Here is a 15955-nt window from a genome sequence, read left to right on the forward strand (position 1 = left end):
GGACCGACTGTTGCCGTCCGCTCGCCGCGCGTCAAGGGATTCCGGCGAAACCGCAGGGAAAACCCGCACCCGGGACGGCCTCAGTCCGTGGGGCGCAACTCCCGGCGAAGGTGTTCCGGCAACGTCACGGGCAGCCGGCAGGTGAATTTCTGACATACATATGCCGCCGGCACGCCGCCGACCAGGTCCCGTCCCGCCATCAGCGGTACGGCGGAACCGGGCGCGCCGGACGCGATCGGCGTACCCCAGGGCGCGTCGGCGAACGCGACCCGCACAAGCCCCTGCGCAGCGGCCGCGTCGACGCCGGGAGCGGCGGTGACGATCGCGATCTCGAGCGGGCCGGTGGCAATGGTTTCGGCGACCGCGAGGGCCCGGCCGGCGAAGCGAGGTGCACGGTGCGCGATGGCGGACGAGGCCTGCAGCGCCTGCTGGGCCGCGGTCTCATACCGGTCTGATCCGGTCAGGCTCGCGAGCGTGGCGAAGGCCTCGGCGGCGAGGCTGACTCCCGACGGGGTCGCGTTGTCGGTTGCGTCCTGCGGCCGCCACACCAACTGCTCGGCGTCGGCGGCCGTGTCGAAGTAGGAGCCATCAGCAACGAACTGCTCCAGAACCCTTTCCAGCAAGGTCTCCGCGACCTGATACCACTCGATGTCACCAGTCGCGCCCAGCAAGGTCAGACACCCTTGGGCAACCGCCGCATAGTCCTCGAGGACGCCGTCCGCACTCCCCCGCACACCGTCCCGCGACGTCCGGTACAACCGCGCACCGTCCAGATGCACGTCGCGGATCAAGCGGGCCGCTGCCTCCGCGGCCTCGACGTACTGCGGCTTGCCGAGCACGACCCCAGCACGTGTGAGTGCCGTGATCGCCAGACCGTTCCACGCGGCCACCACCTTGTCGTCGCGCCCCGGGTAGGTACGGCTGCTCCGCGCCTGCGCGAGCGTTTCGCGGACCCGGTTCCACCGGTCCAGGTCATCCGGGTCCTGCCGAAGCTGGAGGACCGACGTACCGTGCTCGAAGGTTCCGGTCACGTCGCAGAGGTCGATGACCCAGTCGGCGTCGTCCCCGAGGGCTTCGCGGAGTTGCTCAGGCGTCCAGGCGTAGTACTTGCCTTCCTCTCCGTCGGTGTCGGCGTCGAGAGCGGATGCGAAGCCGCCTTCCGGCGTCCGGAGCTCGGCGAGCAGGAAGCCGGCGGTCTCCTCGGCGACGCGCTTCGCGAGCGGGTCGCCGCTGATCGTCCACCAGTGCGTGTAGACGTCGAGGAGCAGCGCGTTGTCGTACAGCATCTTCTCGAAGTGCGGGACGATCCACTGGCCGTCGACGGAGTACCGCGCGAAGCCGCCGGCGAGCTGGTCGTACATCCCGCCGCGGGCCATCCGATCGCAGGTGTGCGCGACCATCGCGAGCGCGTCCTCGTCGCCGGTACGGCGGTGGTGGCGGAGCAGGAAGTCGAGCACGATCGACGGCGGGAACTTCGGGGCCCGCCCGAAGCCGGCGTCGACCGGGTCGAAGTCGAGCTTCAGCAACTGGACAGCCTGCGCCAGATCGAACGTCTCCTGGCCCGCGGGCTGCTGCGCGCCGAGCTGCTCGACGACCCGCTTCCCGATCCCGTCCAGCTGCTCACGCCGGTTCTGCCACGCGTCGGTGATTGCTTCCAGCACCTGCCGGAACGACGCCATCCCGCCCCGGGAATCCTTCGGGAAGTACGTCCCGCAGAAGAACGGCTCCCCCGCCGGCGTCAGGAACACCGACATCGGCCAGCCGCCCTGCCCGGTCATCGCCACCGTCGCCGCCATGTAGATGGCGTCGACGTCCGGCCGCTCCTCCCGGTCCACCTTCACGCTCACGAAATGCTCAGCCAGGTACGCCGCCGTCTCGGCGTCCTCGAACGACTCGTGCGCCATCACATGACACCAATGACAAGCGGAGTACCCCACCGACAGGAAGATCGGCACGTCCCGCTCCCGGGCCTCGGCGAACGCCCGCTCGGACCACTCCCGCCACTCCACCGGATTGCCCGCGTGCTGCCGCAGGTACGGACTGGTCGACTGTCCGAGCTCGTTCGCCATACCCCAACCGTATGCGTCCCGCGGAATGAGCCCGACCGGGTGGCAGTTGAATGGGAGCATGCCGGTCCATCCACTGCTCGCCAGCCGCTTCAGCCCACTGTTGTTCGACCCCAGCTGGACGGTCACGGAGGAGGACGTCGAGGTGCTCCTCGACGCGGCTCGTTGGGCGCCGTCCGCGGGCAACTCGCAGCCGTGGGCGTACTTCGTCGCTCGCCGCGACGAGCCCGACCACAAGCGCATCGTCCGGCACCTCGCCCGCAGCTCGGCCCGCTGGGCGCCGAGCGCCTCGCTGCTGATCGTGACGATCGCCCATCGGTACGTCGAGGACACCGACTGGGCCTACTCCGACTTCGCGGACTACGACCTCGGGCAATCGGTCGCGCACCTCACCCTGCAGGCCCACGCCATGGACCTGGCCTGCCGCCAGTTCCGCGCCTTCGACCTCGAAACCCTCACCACCGACCTGAACCCCAGCCCCGGCTGGCACATCGTCTCGATGATCGCCGTCGGCCGCCCCGCCGAAGACCGCCCACCCTCCCGCGACCGCCGCACCACCACCGACCTACGAACCGCCCCCTGGGACTAGGTTGGACCGAACGGCCGGGCATCTGTCGCCTCGTGCACAAACACCGGATCGAGCACCGCGGCAACCTTCGCCATCTGGTCGTCAAGATCGGGTTCGCTGATCGCTTCGACACGTTCTTTGCGTCGCCATGCGGCCCACTTGGTCTGCGCAACGGCGCCGTACCCCACGACCACGGACGCAACTGGGCCGAGTTCGACTTTGCGATACCTGGCGACGGCGGTGACTGCCTCCAGGAGTTGCCGTTCGTTGATGTGATGCCGGCGAGCGAGCTGGACGATGTCGACGTAATCGCGCCAGCGAGTGCTGGTGATGCCACGCTCCAGGATCGTGACGCCCTTCTCGGCGATCGTCGTTTCCGGCGCGTAGCCGAGGAGCTCGATCTCGCCGCCGAGCAGACGGCCGACCTTGATGAGCCGTGCAGGCGGAACGATCGGATCCCCGGCCGAGATGTCCCAGGCGACCACGACTTTCTGCGGGCCGATGTAGCAGTCGACACGCATCCGCAGCCCCGGGTATTCGGCCTCGTCGCGAATCTCCTGGAAGCTGACCGTCGCGAGATCGAACCGGAGCCCGTCCGCGACGTCGACCGCAGCGATGTCACGGACAACCTGAGCAATTCGCTCTGCGGTCAGGTCGCCGTCGACCACCTCGGCGTCGACATCCTTGGTCGGCCGACGTATCCCGTAGGTCGCGAGCAGGATGCCTCCCTTGAGCACGAAGCCGTCCTTGTGCTCGGTGTGAGTGAGCCGGTCCAGGAACGAGTCCAGTGCATGCCGTGTCAGGTACTCGGCCGTCGGTGTCGGCCGGCCCTCTTTGGCGCCATCCGAGCGCGCCTTGTTCTGGATCTGCCGGAACACCGCCTCACCGTCGGTCATGCGAGGAGCTCCAGCGCTTGCAGGATCGGGCCCTTGGCCCGGGGAAGACGGGCAGCGATCGCTATGAGTTGGGCCGGTTTGCCGCCCCGGCGAAGCCACTCCTGCAGCGCCTCCCGGCCGAGGTCGTGCCCGACATCGCCGCGCAGGCGGAACGCGTCCACGATGCACCGCTGAGGAGAGTAGAGCCCGATCTGAAGCTCAGCGCCGGGAATCGGGATCTGCGTTCGGCCGAGATCGAATGTCTCCTTGGCGAACAGATGCCAACTGATAGCAGCCTGCGTCGCTGGGATACGGGCACCTCGCGGGATCGCGACATCGAGCGTGTCGGGAATCGTGTCGGTGAGGTCGTGGATCGCGAGCGCGGAAGTGAGGCAGATCGTCGCGTCTGCGCGGCGGGCGGCTGCCTCGATCCAGTCCCAGTCGGCGGCCGGGGCGTCTGCCGGACGGTAGATCCCGCGCGCGATCCGGTCATACTCTCCCGCGCGGGCAGCACGGTAGAGAGCACTCTTGGACAGGCCGGCGTCAGGCGCACCTTTGGGTCGCAGCGCCTCCATGACTCACCTCCGATCCGATTCGTCTACAGATAACACTACCTGTATACGCTTTCTTCCATCGGAGATCCAGCGGGAGGTCAGGCGGTCTGGGACAGGGCTACCGAGAGGCCGAGGGTCAGGGCCATGACCAGGAGTTCGACGCCTACGACGCGCCAGAAGCCGCGGCCCGCGTCGAGTAGGTCGGTGTCGGAGCGGCTGCGGTGGACAGCGGCGAGAACGATCAGGAGCAGGAACGCGGCCACCTTCACGAGCAGCAGGACGCCGTACCCGTCCTCGGTGAGGGAGTCGATGACCGAGCCCCAGCCGCCGCTCCTCGCGGCCAGTCGGCCGGCGGCGCTGATCAGGCCGCTGATCAGTACGGCGATCGCCGAGATGAACGCGACCTGGCCGTACCGCTCCAGCACGATCGGCAGCCCGGTCCGGCTCGCCCGCCCGTAGCGGACCAGGCCCGCGAGCCCGCCCACCCAGGTCGTCGCCGCAATCACATGGATCACCAGGGCCGCTCCGGCGAGGACGACGTACGACTCGTTCCGCGGGTACGCCGTGACCGCGGTCGGGACCAGTGCGGCGACGGCGACCAGTACGCCGAGCGCCGCGGCCGAGGACGTCTGCACCCGGCGGATGCCGATCGCCAGCGCGAGGACCAGGATGCCGGTGATCAGCAGCGCCTTCACCTCGGGGACGCCGAGCGCGTCGTCGAGGCGTAGCCGCAGCAGCCGCACCGGGGTGTTGAGCAGGAGCGCCGCCGTCACGATCGCACCCGCGAACGCGCACACCGCCCAGATGATCGCCGAGTTGCTCGCGTCCCGGACCGCACGCCGGCCCTGCACGCCGAGCGGTCCGCCCTCGATCCGCAGCAGGACGACCGCCGCGAGCAGCGCACCCGCACAGCCGACCGTGGCCAGCGTGGAGATCAGCCGGAACAGCGGCAGCAACCAGGCGACGAACGCACCCGGCCCGCCGATTCCGCCGGCGTCATGCGGCTCGCTGTCGGCGGCGTACAGCGCCACCACCAGCGCCGCCGAGGCGACGAGGACAGCACCGACCCCACCCGCTACCAGGCGTCCGGGCATGCGGTGCCTGGCGGCGCGGGTCGCGGTCACCGGAGAGACAGGTCGTGGGCACCATTCAGCACGCGGCTCACTATAGGGTCAGCCGAAGGTGGGCTGCCCAGTCCGACACCATCTCGTGACCAGGGTGTTTCCGAGCTCCCAGGAATCGGTGACAGCACTGACATCAAGTCAGTGCTCAGAGTGTTCCTTGGAGTCATTCGGGGCCGAGGTCGGGTCCGAAGTCGGGGTCGGGGTCGGGGTCGGGTCCGAAGTCTTCGGCTCCGCATCGCCAGCCGGGGACTGCGAGTCGACCGGACTCGCTGGGCCGTCGGACGGTGCTGGGTCGTCCGCACCATCGCGATCGAAGTCGATCCGCTTCAGCTGCTTGGCCATGTTGCGCCACAGCAGCACCGTGGCGGCACCGAGAGCCAGCACGATGAGCAGCGCGACCCATCCCGGCTTCACGACGTTGGGGTCGATCTCGGCCGTCTGAAGGGAGATCATCGCTGTCACGCCACCATTCTCTCATTGTCCGCAGCCCCCGTCAGTGCAGCCCCGCGAACAGATCGTCCTCGGGCAGCTCGGACTCGACCAGACTGCGCGCCAACTCGTAGTCCTCGGTCGGCCAGGCCGCCTGATGTACCTCCAGCGGTACGGCGAACCACGCACCGTCCGGGTCGATCTGGGTGGCGTGCGCGAGCAGCGCCTTGTCCCGCACCTCGAAGTACTGTGCGCACTCGACCCGGGTGGTGATGCGGCGCTCGTTCTCCGGGTCCGGCTTCCAGTCCTTCAGGCGCTCGGCGTACGGCGATTCCAGGCCGCGCGCGAGCATGCCGTCGTGCAGCGCCTTCATCCGCTCGTAGTGGAACGTGTGGTGGTAGTACAGCTTGAGCGGCTGCCACGGCTCACCGAGCTCCGGGTACGCGTCCTTGTCCCCCGCCGCCTCGAACGCGGCGACGGTGATCGTGTGGCACATGACGTGGTCCGGGTGCGGGTAGCCGCCGTTCTCGTCGTACGTCGTGACGACCTGCGGGCGGAACTCGCGGATCAGCTTCACCAGCGGGGCGGCGGCGTCCTCGACCTTCTGCGCCGCGAAGCAGCCCTCCGGGAGCGGCGGCAGCGGATCGCCCTCCGGGAAACCGGAGTCCACCCAGCCCAGCCACTCCTGCCGGATCCCGAGGATCTCGCGCGCCGAGTCCATCTCCTTGCGGCGGATCTCGGTGATGTTCGCCAGCACCTCCGGGCGGTCCATCTTCGGATTCAGGATCGATCCGCGTTCCCCACCGGTACACGTGGCGACCATCACCTCCACGCCGTCAGCGACGTACCGGGCGGTCGACGCGGCGCCCTTGCTCGACTCGTCGTCCGGGTGGGCGTGCACATGCAACAACCGAAGATCTCCACTCACAAGACACAATGGTCCTCCAACGCATGCGAAAACCCACGACCGACCCCCTGGACACCCTTGTGACCGAGTCTTCTGCCGCCACTCCGGCCTCCGATCTGAACGCCCGCTACGGCCGCGGCGGGCGGTCCCGGCGGCCGCTGCTGATCGGCGCCGTGGGCGTGGTCGTCCTGGCCGGTCTGACCTGGCTGATCTGGGTGGCCTGGGTGCAGTCGAACCCGCCGGTGACCTCGCAACTGCAGGGATTCGAGATCGTCTCGGCGACGAGTGCGAAGGCGACGCTGAAGGTCGACCGCAGCAAGTCGGTGGAGGCGAACTGCCGGCTCCAGGCGAAGTCCGCGGACTTCTCGATCGTCGGCGAGGTAACGGTCACAGTCCCGGCCGACGCACCCCGTCACCAGGTCCTCCCGGTAACCCTGACAACGCAACGCTCAGCAACCTCGGTCGTCCTGGTCGGCTGTACGACGGCAGACCAGCACCGCCCCCGCTGACGCCGGCCCGGCGCCCGACGTACCTGATGCGGCAACCGATTGCCGCTGCGGTCCGAATTCCTCGGCGGCAAACGTTTTCCAAGCCTTTGTGACCGGCTGGAGCCCCTGCGTATTCGGCGGTCTCTTGCTAGGCTCGTTTGATTGGTCGCCGTCGACGACGGCGGCCAGCAGTATTTTCCTGCCCATCCACCGACACAAGGAGCAGCCCGTGACGCAGAAGATCGACGAGGACAGCGTTGTCTGGCTGACGCAGGACGGTTACGACCAGCTGAAGTCCGAGCTCGAGCACCTCAAGGGCCCCGCCCGTGCCGAGATCACCCAGCGGATCAGCGAGGCCAGGGACGAGGGCGACCTCAAGGAGAACGGCGGCTACCACGCCGCCAAGGACGAGCAGGGCAAGATCGAGGCGCGGATCCGGCAGCTGGAGGACATGCTCCGCCGGGCCCGGGTCGGCGAGACCCCGAAGGCCGGCGGCAAGATCGAGCCCGGCATGAAGGTGTCCATCAAGTTCGCCGGTGACGACGACGTCGAGACGTTCCTGCTCGGCTCCCGCGAACTGCTCGCCCTGGACGCGTCGGTCGACATCGACGTCTACTCGCCGCAGTCTCCACTGGGCGCCGCGATCCTTGGCAAGAAGAAGGGCGACAAGGCCACCTACGAGGCCCCGAACGGCAAGGACGTGACCGTCGAGATCGTCGGCGCGGAACCCTTCACCGGCTGACCCCCACCACAGCTCGCGCCCCGGTGGATCCCACCGGGGCGCTTCTCGTTCCCCCGGTGGGGCTCAGTGGTTCGGGGCGAAGAGTTCTAGTTGGATGTTGTCCTGGTCGCGGAAGACGAGCACCGAGGCGTAGGGCTCGTCGGCGATCGGGGACTGGGTGAGCGGCTTGTCGGCGGTGTCCGCGCGGACTACGCCGTGGGCCTCGAGGTGGTCCTGCCACTGTTCGAGGTCGGCGCGGGAGCCGACGGCGAAGCCTGCGTGGTCGAGGCCGGTGACGGTTTCGTTGCACAGGGCGCCGTCGTTGGTGTCGTGCCGGTGCAGGGCGATCATCAGCTGACGGTCGTCGTCGGCGAGGATGCGGCCGACACCGCCTTGGTGCGGTACGTCGAGCACCGGATGGACGCCGAACACCTCGCCGTACCACTCGACGCTCGACTCGAGGTCGGTCACGGTGAGAGCCAGATGATGGAGTCTGGGCTGCGTGACAGCGGTCATGATTCCCCCTTGTACTCCGTGGATTCCCCGCGCGCGTAGTGAGCGAGGAACATCTCGGTCACGTCCTCGATGAGACCGGTCCACCGGTCGCCGCCCGGGTCGTTGGCGATCTGCTGGTCGACCAGGCCGGCGGTGATGGCGGTCCAGATGTCGAGGTGCCGTGGATCGTGCACGCCGTTGCGTGCGAGGAGGTCGCGGGCCAGCGCGAGTGCACTGACGGCGATCCCGTACGACTCGGGCGACGGCGTGAAGCCGGGAACCGAGTGCTGGAACAACAGTTGGTACCTCGGTACGTCGGACACGCAGAAGTCGGCGAAGTTGCGCACCGAGGCGATCATGTCCGCCACCGGATCGTCGCTCGCCGGCAACGATCTCATCAGCTCCACGAACGACTGCGCGGCCTGCGCGAACATCGCGTCCAGGATCGCGTTCTTGGACTCGAAGTACGCATACAGCGTCGGCGTGGTGATCCCGGCGCGCTTGGCCAGCTCGCGCAACGACAGCGCGGCCAGCCCGTCGTCCCGCACCAGGCCCCAGGCGGCCTCCAGCACGGCCGCCCGGGCATTGGCCCGGCGGGCCGCGCGCCAGTCACCGTCCGAACTCTTTAACACAGTTCGGATTATTTGCACGCTGTATAAGTCTTGTCAATGCCCAGTGGCACTCCGGTACTTACGGACCGCGAGCGGCGCGAACACGACGATGATCGCCACGCACCAGATCAGGGACAGCCAGACCGGGTGCTGGGCCGGGAAGCCGTCGGGGCTGGCGAACGGGGACGGGTTGCCGAACAGGTGCCGGCAGGCCGCGACGATCGACGAGATCGGGTTCCACTCGGCGATCTGCTGCAAGGCGCTCGGCAACTGCGGGGTCGGTACGAACGCGTTCGACAGGAACGTCAGCGGGAACAGCCAGATCAGCCCCGCCGACGAGGCCACCTCGGGTCCGCCCACGGACAGCCCGATCAGCGCGCCGACCCAGAGCATCGCGAACGCGAACCGGCCGAACATCCACAGGTTCTCCCGGCCGGTGAGCAGTTCGTCGACCGCGGCGTACTGCCCCGACAGCCCGACCAGCGACCGGACCGTGTCCGCCTCGGTCACCACGTCATGGCCGAGCACCCGGGCGGAGCCGGCGTCCGGCTCCATCAGCGTCGTGAGCACCCGCACCGTGGTGGTCTTGCCCGCCCCGTTCGGCCCGAGGAGGCCGAGGACGGTCCCTTCCGGCACGTCGAGATCGATCCCGTCGAGCGCCTTGACTGTCGTTTTTCTGCCCTTGAACGTCTTGACGAGGCCGGTTGCCTCGATTGCAGCCATCCGAACGTCCCCCTTCTGGATGTGACGCAGGCCACCATCCTGCCCGAGAACGCCGACAATTTCACTCCCGAATTATATTGAGTAGGGTCAACTCAACTTTCTTGACAGTTGAGTCGACACGGCTCAAGTTTGGTTCTACGGTCGCGGAATGGGCATCCTTCGCCACCCCGATTTCCGCCGGCTGTGGGCCGCCGACCTGCTCAGTCAGCTCGGGTCCCGCCTGAGCATGGGCGCGATCCCGCTGCTCGCCGTACTCACCCTCAACGCCTCGACGCTCCAGGTGTCGCTGCTCAGGACCTGCGAGACCGCCGCGTGGCTCGTCCTCGGCCTGTTCGCGGGCGCCTGGGCCGACCGGATCCGCTGCCGCCCGGTCCTCGTGTACGCCGACCTGCTCCGGGCGCTCCTCTTCGCGTCGATCCCGATCGCCTGGTGGTTCGACGTACTCACCCTCACGCAGGTGTACGTCGTACTCGTCCCGGCCGGGATCCTCACGGTCCTGTTCGACGTCGCGCACACGTCGTACCTGCCGCGGCTCCTTGAGCAGGACCGCCTGCTGCCGGGCAACGCCAAACTGGCCGCGAACCACTCGATCGCCGCGGTCATCGGCGCCGGTGCGAGCGGACTGCTCGTCCAATGGCTCGGTGCGGGGCTGACGATCGGCCTGGACGCGCTCAGCTTCCTGTGGTCAGCGCTCTGGCTCCGCTCCATCCGGGCACCTGAGGCGGAGCCGGTGAAGCCGGAACTGCCGAACCTGCGCCGCGAGATCGGCGAAGGCATGCGCTACGTCTTCAAACATCCGCTGCTGCGGCCGCTCGCGCTCAACACGATGACGACCATGCTCTTCCAGGCCGCCGCCGGCGCGATCATGGTCGTCTATCTGGTGCGCGGCGTCCATCTGCAGCCGGCCACCATCGGCGTCCTCAGCATGATCGGCCTCCTCGGCGCGATCGTCGCCTCCGCCGTTACCGAAAAGCTCAGCACCCGGTACGGCGATGCGCGCACGCTGCTGCTGTCGTCGACGGGTATCGGCGTCGCGTTCACGGTGCAGGCACTGACCGCACCGGGCTGGATGGTGAGCTGGTTCGTCGTCGGCACGCTGCTCGCCGGCTTCTGCATCATCGTCAGCTACATCCTGCAGGTCAGCACGCAGCAACGCCTCTGTCCACCGGACCTGCAGGGCCGCATGAGCGCCACCATGAGCTTCGTCAGCTGGGGCGCCGCTCCCATCGGCAGCCTCCTGGGCGGCGCGCTCGGCACAGCGTTCGGCCTGCACACCACCCTGTGGATAGCAGGCCTAGGCACCCTGGCCGGAAACGCCTTCCTCTACCTCTCCCCCATTCGCACGCTGCGCACGATCCCCGCCGAGGAGGTCAGTCCGAGGTGATTTGGGCGGTGCCTACCAGGACCTCTACGTCGAGGGCGGCGCGGCCGCGGCCGATCTCCACGTCCTTGGACTGGCCCGAGACGGCGCCGCTCCAGGTCACGCGGCCGAGCTGGGACTCGGTGTGGACGTGTACGTCGGAGCCGCGGCGCAGCACGACCTGCGCCGTACCGGACTCGACGCGGACGCGGGAGCGGCCCTTGGTGATCTGGGCGTCGAGACTGGCCGAACCCGCCTGGACGAGGACGTCGATCGGGCCGTCGACGTCGGCGACCTTCGCCGTACCGGCGGTGACGCGGACCCGGGTCAGGCCGGGCAGCCGCTCGGCGTTCACGCTGCCGCCGGTGACCTCGACCTCGACCTGGAGGTTCGGGTTGACGCGGATCGACAGCTCCTTGGCGAGGCCGTTGACGTGGGCCTTCAGGTCGGTGGGGTTGCGCAGCATGCTGAAGCCGTCGATCGAGACGCCCATGTCGCCTTCGCTGCTGATCGCGAGCGTGTCGCCGTCGCGCTTGATCACGTGCGGACCGTCGACCGCGACACCGTTCACGGCCGGCTCACCGATCAGCCGCACCCGCCGCCCGATCGCCCGCACGGTCACCCGCTGCACCCCGGACGGAATCGGCACGTTGCTGTGCTGCTCCTCGACCGGCTCCTCCTCCGCGTCAGCCTCGACCACGTCCGCAGGCACAGCGTCCTGCACGGTGTCCTGCACAGATTCGGCGGCGTGCCGGGCACCCGCGGCATCGGCCGCTGCCGGCGAATCGACGGCGTCGGCCCACACGGTGGGGGACGGTACGTCGTCGCCCGACGGCCAGGGCCACGGCGGCTTACCCTCGGACGCTGCGTCCCCGTCGTCAGCAACCGGAGCTTCAGCCGCCGGCTCTGCCGTCCCGGCAGCCTCGGAAGGGTCGGTCTTGAGGGCGGCGATCAGGGTGGTGGCCTCTTCGGTCGAGAGGTGCCCCTTGGCGACGCGGTCCAGGATGTCCTTGACCTTCTCGTCGTAGCTCTGGTTGCTCATGCCACCAGTCCAGCACCCCGCCGGGTCGAAACCAATCGGGGATCGCCCCGAACCCTGCCGGCCCGCACCCTGAACAACGGCCCGCCGGAGGACGCCGGAGCTTGACGAAGCAGCGTTCGTTTCGTTCCGTGAGCAAAAAACCACGAATTGCTTGTGGTTCGCCCGGCGGATTCAATACATTCATTTCAAGCGACGCATTGACTGGCCATCGGGCGCCGCCGCCGCACCATTTCACCGGTCAACGACGACCGATTTTGTCCCACCCTCCCGCAAGGAGAATTCGTCATGCCCAATTTGAGGTCCCGCCTGATCACCCTGCCGCTCGCGAGCCTCGCGCTGGCCGCCGGCGGCGCTGCCCTGACCGCCACCACCGCGTCGGCGCACGAGCACCCCACCCCGGTCGCGAACGTCGGCGACGCGGTCGACTACGCCACCGACCAGGTCCAGCTGCACGTGGACGACGAGGCGCTCGGCCTGTACCCCGCAGTGGAGAACCCGCTCGGCTACACGACCAGCCACGTGGTCCCGGTCGGCGTGAACGTCGTGTCGCTCACCCTCTCCGGCCACAAGTCCGTCGACGACGGCACCGGTCACGGGCACGACCACTGATCCACCGGCTGCGGCGCCGGCTCGCATGACCGGCGCCGCGGCACCCCGATCGCCCGTGGCCGCGGAACCTCCCCCGCGACCACGGGCGATCCACATCCGGGGCCGATTCGTCCTCACACCTCAAAAGTAACCCCGAGAGGTTTCGACCGCATTTCCCAGGGCTCCGGAATTGTTACGGCACAATGACCGATCTGCATTTAATAGAACATTTTCCGATATTTCTCCGACAGGAGGATCCGGATGTCTTTGCCCATGACGTCCTGGCTCTTTGCACTGCGGCGGAACTGCGCACCGCTACTCGCCGTCGTCACGTTCACCGCCGCCCTGACCCTCGCACCGGCCGTCCCCGCCGCCGCCCACAGCAAGCTCTCCGCGAGTACGCCGGCCAACGGCGCCCGGCTCACGTCCACCCCGTCCGCGCTCGCCTTCACGTTCGACCAGACCCTGCAACCGGTCCCCGGCTGGGACGCGGTCCTGGTGACCGGGCCCGACGGGAACCGCCACCCCGCCCGCTCGGTGCGGATCGAGGGCCAGACACTGCACGCCACCTGCGACCGGCTCGGCACCGCCGGCGTCTACACGATCAGCTACCGGGTGATCTCCGGCGACGGCCACCCGATCGCCGGCCACATCACGATCACCCTCGACCGGCCCGATCCCGGTTCGCGGGCCGCGAACGCGATGGTGCTGCCGACCGACGGCGTACCGGCGTGGCTGTGGTTCGCCGAGCTCGCGGTCGTCCTGTTCCTGGTGCGTGGCTTCCGGCGCTGGCGATCCGATCTGACCGCTCCACCCGAAGCGGTCGTCAGGGACCAGCGATGAATGTCGCCGTCCCGTCCCTCAAGGCACGGCGCCCGGTCGTCGTCGGGGCGATCGCCACCCTGAGCACGGCGGCTCTGGCCTGGTCCATCGTCGTCACCCGTCCGACGCCCGAGCCAGGCCTGATCACGACCAGTCCGGGCATCCTCTACACCACCCCGGTCGCCCGCTTCGTCACCAACGCAACGTCAATCCTCGCCGTCGGCGCCGTACTGCTGCTCCTGCTTCTCGGCGCCCAGGGCCGGGAGCGGTACGGCGCCATTGCCGGCCGCGCCCGGATCATCGGCATCGCCTCCGGCACCGCCTGGGTCACGGCCACCACGACGACGTGGTGGCTCCAGGCAGCGGCGATCTCGCAGTCCGGCTCGAAGATGCCGTTCGCAGGCATGGCGTCGTACGTCGTCGACGTCTCCTCGGGTACGGCGCTCGTGGTGACCGTTGTCGCCGCGGGCGCGTACACGCTGGCCGCCGTCAAACGCAGACCGGCGCTCGGCCTCGCCGCAGCACTTGCCGGACTGATCGCCGTACCGGTCACAGGGCACGCTTCGCAGAGTGAGGCTCCCTGGATCACCACGCCCGCGATCACCGCCCACATGTGCGCGGTGAGCCTTTGGGTCGGTGGGCTCGCACTAGTCACCGCGCTTGTCGCCGGCAACCGTTCCGCTTTGGCCCTGGTCCTGCCGCGGTTCTCGACCGTTGCTGGTGGAGCGATCGCCACGGTCGGGCTCACCGGCGTACTGCTCGCGGGACCACGTCTGACGAAGGACCTGACCCCACACCTGTCCGTATTACTCCACGCGTTACTCGAGACCCCTGCGGGCTGGCTGGTGCTCGGCAAGCTCGCAGCTCTGATGATCCTGGCCGCGACCGGCGGTGCGATCCGTCAGATCCTCTTGCCGGCCGTACGCCGTGAGGAGAGGTCCGCCCTCGCCACACTGGCGACCGTCGAACTCACGGTGATGGCCGTGGCCATCGCGCTCGCCACTGTGCTGGCCAGACCGCTGTGAACACAGCAGTGCGGGCCCAGGAGAGTAGTCCTGGACCCGCGCTGCGCTCTCTATAACCGCACAGCCCATGGAGAGCTGGTTGTTGTCATGCCGCCGGCGTCATCTCCTCCGCCGCCAGCTCGTTCTGTACGGCGGCCAACTCGGCAGCCTCTTCTTCTTCGGCGGCCCGACGGGCCCGGAGGCCGTGGAGACCGGTCAGTGCGATGACCAGGCCGAGGGCCGCAATCCCCGTCACGACGCCGAGGCCGGACTTGTACGCCGACAGCACCCCGGTCGGCGCGGTGACGCCGACGGTCTGGCCGCTGATCACCGCGGTCACGATCGCGAGGACCACCGCGCCACCCACCTGGTTGGAGGTGTTGAACAGACCGGAGGCCAGCCCCTGCTCGTGGTCCGGGACCCCGGACACGGCCTGGATGTTCAGCGACGGGAACCCGATCGCGAACCCGAGACCGAGCAGCATGATGGTCGGGAACACGGTCGAGAAGTACGCCGACTCCGGGCCGATCCGCAACGAGAGTGCGTACCCGGCGACGAACAGCGCCATCGCGACGATGATCATCTTCTCGGTGCCCACCCGGTCGACGATCTTGCCGACGTTCGGGGACAGCGTGGCGACCAGCAGTCCGGCCGGGAGGAACCCGAGCGCGGTCTCGAACGACGACCAGCCCAGCAGGTTCTGCAGGTACATGGTGCCGATCAGCTGGAAGGCGACGTACGAACCGAAGACGGTCAGGATGGCCAGGTTCGCGCGCCGCAGCGACGCGTTACGCAGGATGCCGAGCCGGACCAGTGGGTGCTTGGTGCGCAGCTCGATCGCCACGAAGCCGGCCAGCAGTACGGCGGCGAGGACGAACAGGCCGATGGTCTGCACCGAGGCCCAGCCGGCCTGCTCGGCGCCGACGACCGCGTAGACCAGGGACAGCATGCCCGCGGTCACCGTGACCGCACCAGGTACGTCGTACCCGCCGGTGGACTCCTCCCGCGGGCTGTTCGGGATCAGCTTGATCGCGAACAGCAGCACGATCAGGGCGACCGGGCCGGGCATCAGGAAGGTCCAGCGCCAGCCGACCTCGGTCAGCGCGCCGCCGAGGATCAGGCCCATCGAGAAGCCGCTGGCGGCGCAGGTGGTGAAGATGCTGAGGGCGCGGTTGCGATCCGGGCCCTCGTGGAAGGTGGTGGTGATGATCGAGAGTGCGGCCGGGGCGGTGAACGCCGCGGCGATGCCCTTCACGAACCGCGCAGCGATGAGCAGTTCGGGGTTGGTCGCCAGTGAGCTCAGCATCGAGACCAGGGCGAAGACCGCGAGGGCGATCAGGAAGACCCGGCGCCGGCCGAGCAGGTCGGCGGTACGGCCGCCGAGCAGCAGCAGGCCGCCGTACCCGAGCACGTAGCCGGTCACGACCCACTGGAGAGAGGCAAGGGAGACGCCGAGGTCGGCGCCGATGGACGGCAGGGACATACCGACCATGGACACGTCCAGGCCGTCGAGGAAGATCACGCCGCAGACCACCAGGAGCGCTCCCCAGAGGCGCGCATCCCAAGTCATACGGGCTG

At 68.6% G+C, this 15955-nt stretch carries 18 protein-coding genes; 7 read left to right on the forward strand and 11 right to left on the reverse strand.

All coding sequences use genetic code 11. From position 1 onward, the window contains the following. Positions 1–80 precede the first annotated feature (80 nt). Positions 81–2069, reverse strand: a complete 1989-nt coding sequence (locus E0H45_RS02670; RefSeq protein WP_131334665.1) for a thioredoxin domain-containing protein — start codon at positions 2067–2069, stop codon at positions 81–83. A gap of 58 nt (positions 2070–2127) precedes the next feature. On the opposite strand from E0H45_RS02670, the gene E0H45_RS02675 reads away from it, so the two are divergent. Further along, positions 2128–2655 carry a nitroreductase family protein gene (locus E0H45_RS02675; protein WP_131334666.1) on the forward strand — a complete coding sequence of 176 codons (528 nt, stop codon included), beginning with the start codon at positions 2128–2130 and terminating at the stop codon, positions 2653–2655. Here E0H45_RS02675 and E0H45_RS02680 read toward each other — a convergent pair. From E0H45_RS02680 to mca, 5 genes are all read right to left on the reverse strand, one after another. Then, positions 2652–3530: a nucleotidyl transferase AbiEii/AbiGii toxin family protein gene (locus E0H45_RS02680; protein WP_131334667.1), complete on the reverse strand. Its 879-nt coding sequence runs from the start codon at positions 3528–3530 to the stop codon at positions 2652–2654. The genes E0H45_RS02675 and E0H45_RS02680 overlap by 4 nt on opposite strands. Continuing rightward, on the reverse strand, positions 3527–4084 hold the full coding sequence (locus tag E0H45_RS02685) for a type IV toxin-antitoxin system AbiEi family antitoxin domain-containing protein (RefSeq protein ID WP_131334668.1): 558 nt from the start codon (positions 4082–4084) through the stop codon (positions 3527–3529). Before E0H45_RS02685 ends, E0H45_RS02680 begins: the two co-directional genes overlap by 4 nt. Before the next feature lie 77 nt (positions 4085–4161). Continuing rightward, the gene (locus E0H45_RS02690) at positions 4162–5157 is read right to left on the reverse strand and encodes a copper resistance D family protein (protein ID WP_238154762.1); all 996 of its coding nucleotides are present in this window, start codon (positions 5155–5157) and stop codon (positions 4162–4164) included. A 168-nt stretch (positions 5158–5325) separates the two neighbouring features. Next, positions 5326–5649 carry a hypothetical protein gene (locus E0H45_RS02695; RefSeq protein WP_131334670.1) on the reverse strand — a complete coding sequence of 108 codons (324 nt, stop codon included), beginning with the start codon at positions 5647–5649 and terminating at the stop codon, positions 5326–5328. 31 nt (positions 5650–5680) lie between these two features. Then, the gene (gene mca, locus E0H45_RS02700; protein ID WP_131334671.1) at positions 5681–6544 is read right to left on the reverse strand and encodes a mycothiol conjugate amidase Mca; all 864 of its coding nucleotides are present in this window, start codon (positions 6542–6544) and stop codon (positions 5681–5683) included. Positions 6545–6603: 59 nt separating this feature from the next. Between mca and E0H45_RS02705 the strand changes: the two genes are divergently transcribed. Beyond that, a complete protein-coding gene (locus E0H45_RS02705) occupies positions 6604–7032 on the forward strand; it encodes a DUF4307 domain-containing protein (RefSeq protein ID WP_238154763.1) in 429 nt (142 codons plus the stop codon). Positions 7033–7240: 208 nt separating this feature from the next. Further along, a complete protein-coding gene (gene greA, locus E0H45_RS02710; protein ID WP_131334673.1) occupies positions 7241–7753 on the forward strand; it encodes a transcription elongation factor GreA in 513 nt (170 codons plus the stop codon). 63 nt (positions 7754–7816) lie between these two features. Here greA and E0H45_RS02715 read toward each other — a convergent pair whose 3' ends face one another. Genes E0H45_RS02715 through E0H45_RS43760 form a run of 3 tightly spaced genes read right to left on the reverse strand, consistent with a single transcriptional unit; the run spans position 7817 to position 9561 of the window. Then, positions 7817–8248, reverse strand: coding sequence for a VOC family protein (locus tag E0H45_RS02715; RefSeq protein WP_131334674.1), 432 nt, complete (start codon positions 8246–8248; stop codon positions 7817–7819). Beyond that, complete coding sequence (locus E0H45_RS02720) at positions 8245–8859, reverse strand: TetR/AcrR family transcriptional regulator (RefSeq protein WP_238154764.1); 615 nt, start codon at positions 8857–8859, stop codon at positions 8245–8247. Before E0H45_RS02720 ends, E0H45_RS02715 begins: the two co-directional genes overlap by 4 nt. Positions 8860–8892: 33 nt before the next feature. After that, complete coding sequence (locus E0H45_RS43760; protein ID WP_131334675.1) at positions 8893–9561, reverse strand: ATP-binding cassette domain-containing protein; 669 nt, start codon at positions 9559–9561, stop codon at positions 8893–8895. Between the two features lie 148 nt (positions 9562–9709). On the opposite strand from E0H45_RS43760, the gene E0H45_RS02730 reads away from it, so the two are divergent. Beyond that, positions 9710–10945 (forward strand): MFS transporter, encoded by a 1236-nt coding sequence (locus E0H45_RS02730; RefSeq protein WP_131334676.1) that lies wholly within the window; start codon positions 9710–9712, stop codon positions 10943–10945. Here E0H45_RS02730 and E0H45_RS02735 read toward each other — a convergent pair. Beyond that, positions 10932–11963 carry a hypothetical protein gene (locus E0H45_RS02735; RefSeq protein WP_131334677.1) on the reverse strand — a complete coding sequence of 344 codons (1032 nt, stop codon included), beginning with the start codon at positions 11961–11963 and terminating at the stop codon, positions 10932–10934. The genes E0H45_RS02730 and E0H45_RS02735 overlap by 14 nt on opposite strands. A 285-nt stretch (positions 11964–12248) precedes the next feature. On the opposite strand from E0H45_RS02735, the gene E0H45_RS02740 reads away from it, so the two are divergent. The 3 genes from E0H45_RS02740 to E0H45_RS02750 all read left to right on the forward strand — a co-directional run bounded on the left by E0H45_RS02740 (position 12249) and on the right by E0H45_RS02750 (position 14398). Then, entirely contained in the window at positions 12249–12572 is a 324-nt protein-coding gene (locus E0H45_RS02740; protein WP_131334678.1) for a hypothetical protein, read from the forward strand. A gap of 240 nt (positions 12573–12812) precedes the next feature. Beyond that, positions 12813–13394, forward strand: coding sequence for a copper resistance CopC family protein (locus tag E0H45_RS02745; RefSeq protein WP_131334679.1), 582 nt, complete (start codon positions 12813–12815; stop codon positions 13392–13394). Beyond that, positions 13391–14398, forward strand: a complete 1008-nt coding sequence (locus E0H45_RS02750; RefSeq protein WP_131334680.1) for a copper resistance D family protein — start codon at positions 13391–13393, stop codon at positions 14396–14398. Before E0H45_RS02745 ends, E0H45_RS02750 begins: the two co-directional genes overlap by 4 nt. An 85-nt stretch (positions 14399–14483) precedes the next feature. Here E0H45_RS02750 and E0H45_RS02755 read toward each other — a convergent pair whose 3' ends face one another. Then, positions 14484–15947, reverse strand: coding sequence for an MFS transporter (locus E0H45_RS02755; protein WP_131334681.1), 1464 nt, complete (start codon positions 15945–15947; stop codon positions 14484–14486). Positions 15948–15955: the final 8 nt, after the last annotated feature.

Origin of the sequence: Kribbella soli (assembly GCF_004331345.1) — a bacterium.
Lineage (GTDB): Bacteria > Actinomycetota > Actinomycetes > Propionibacteriales > Kribbellaceae > Kribbella > Kribbella soli.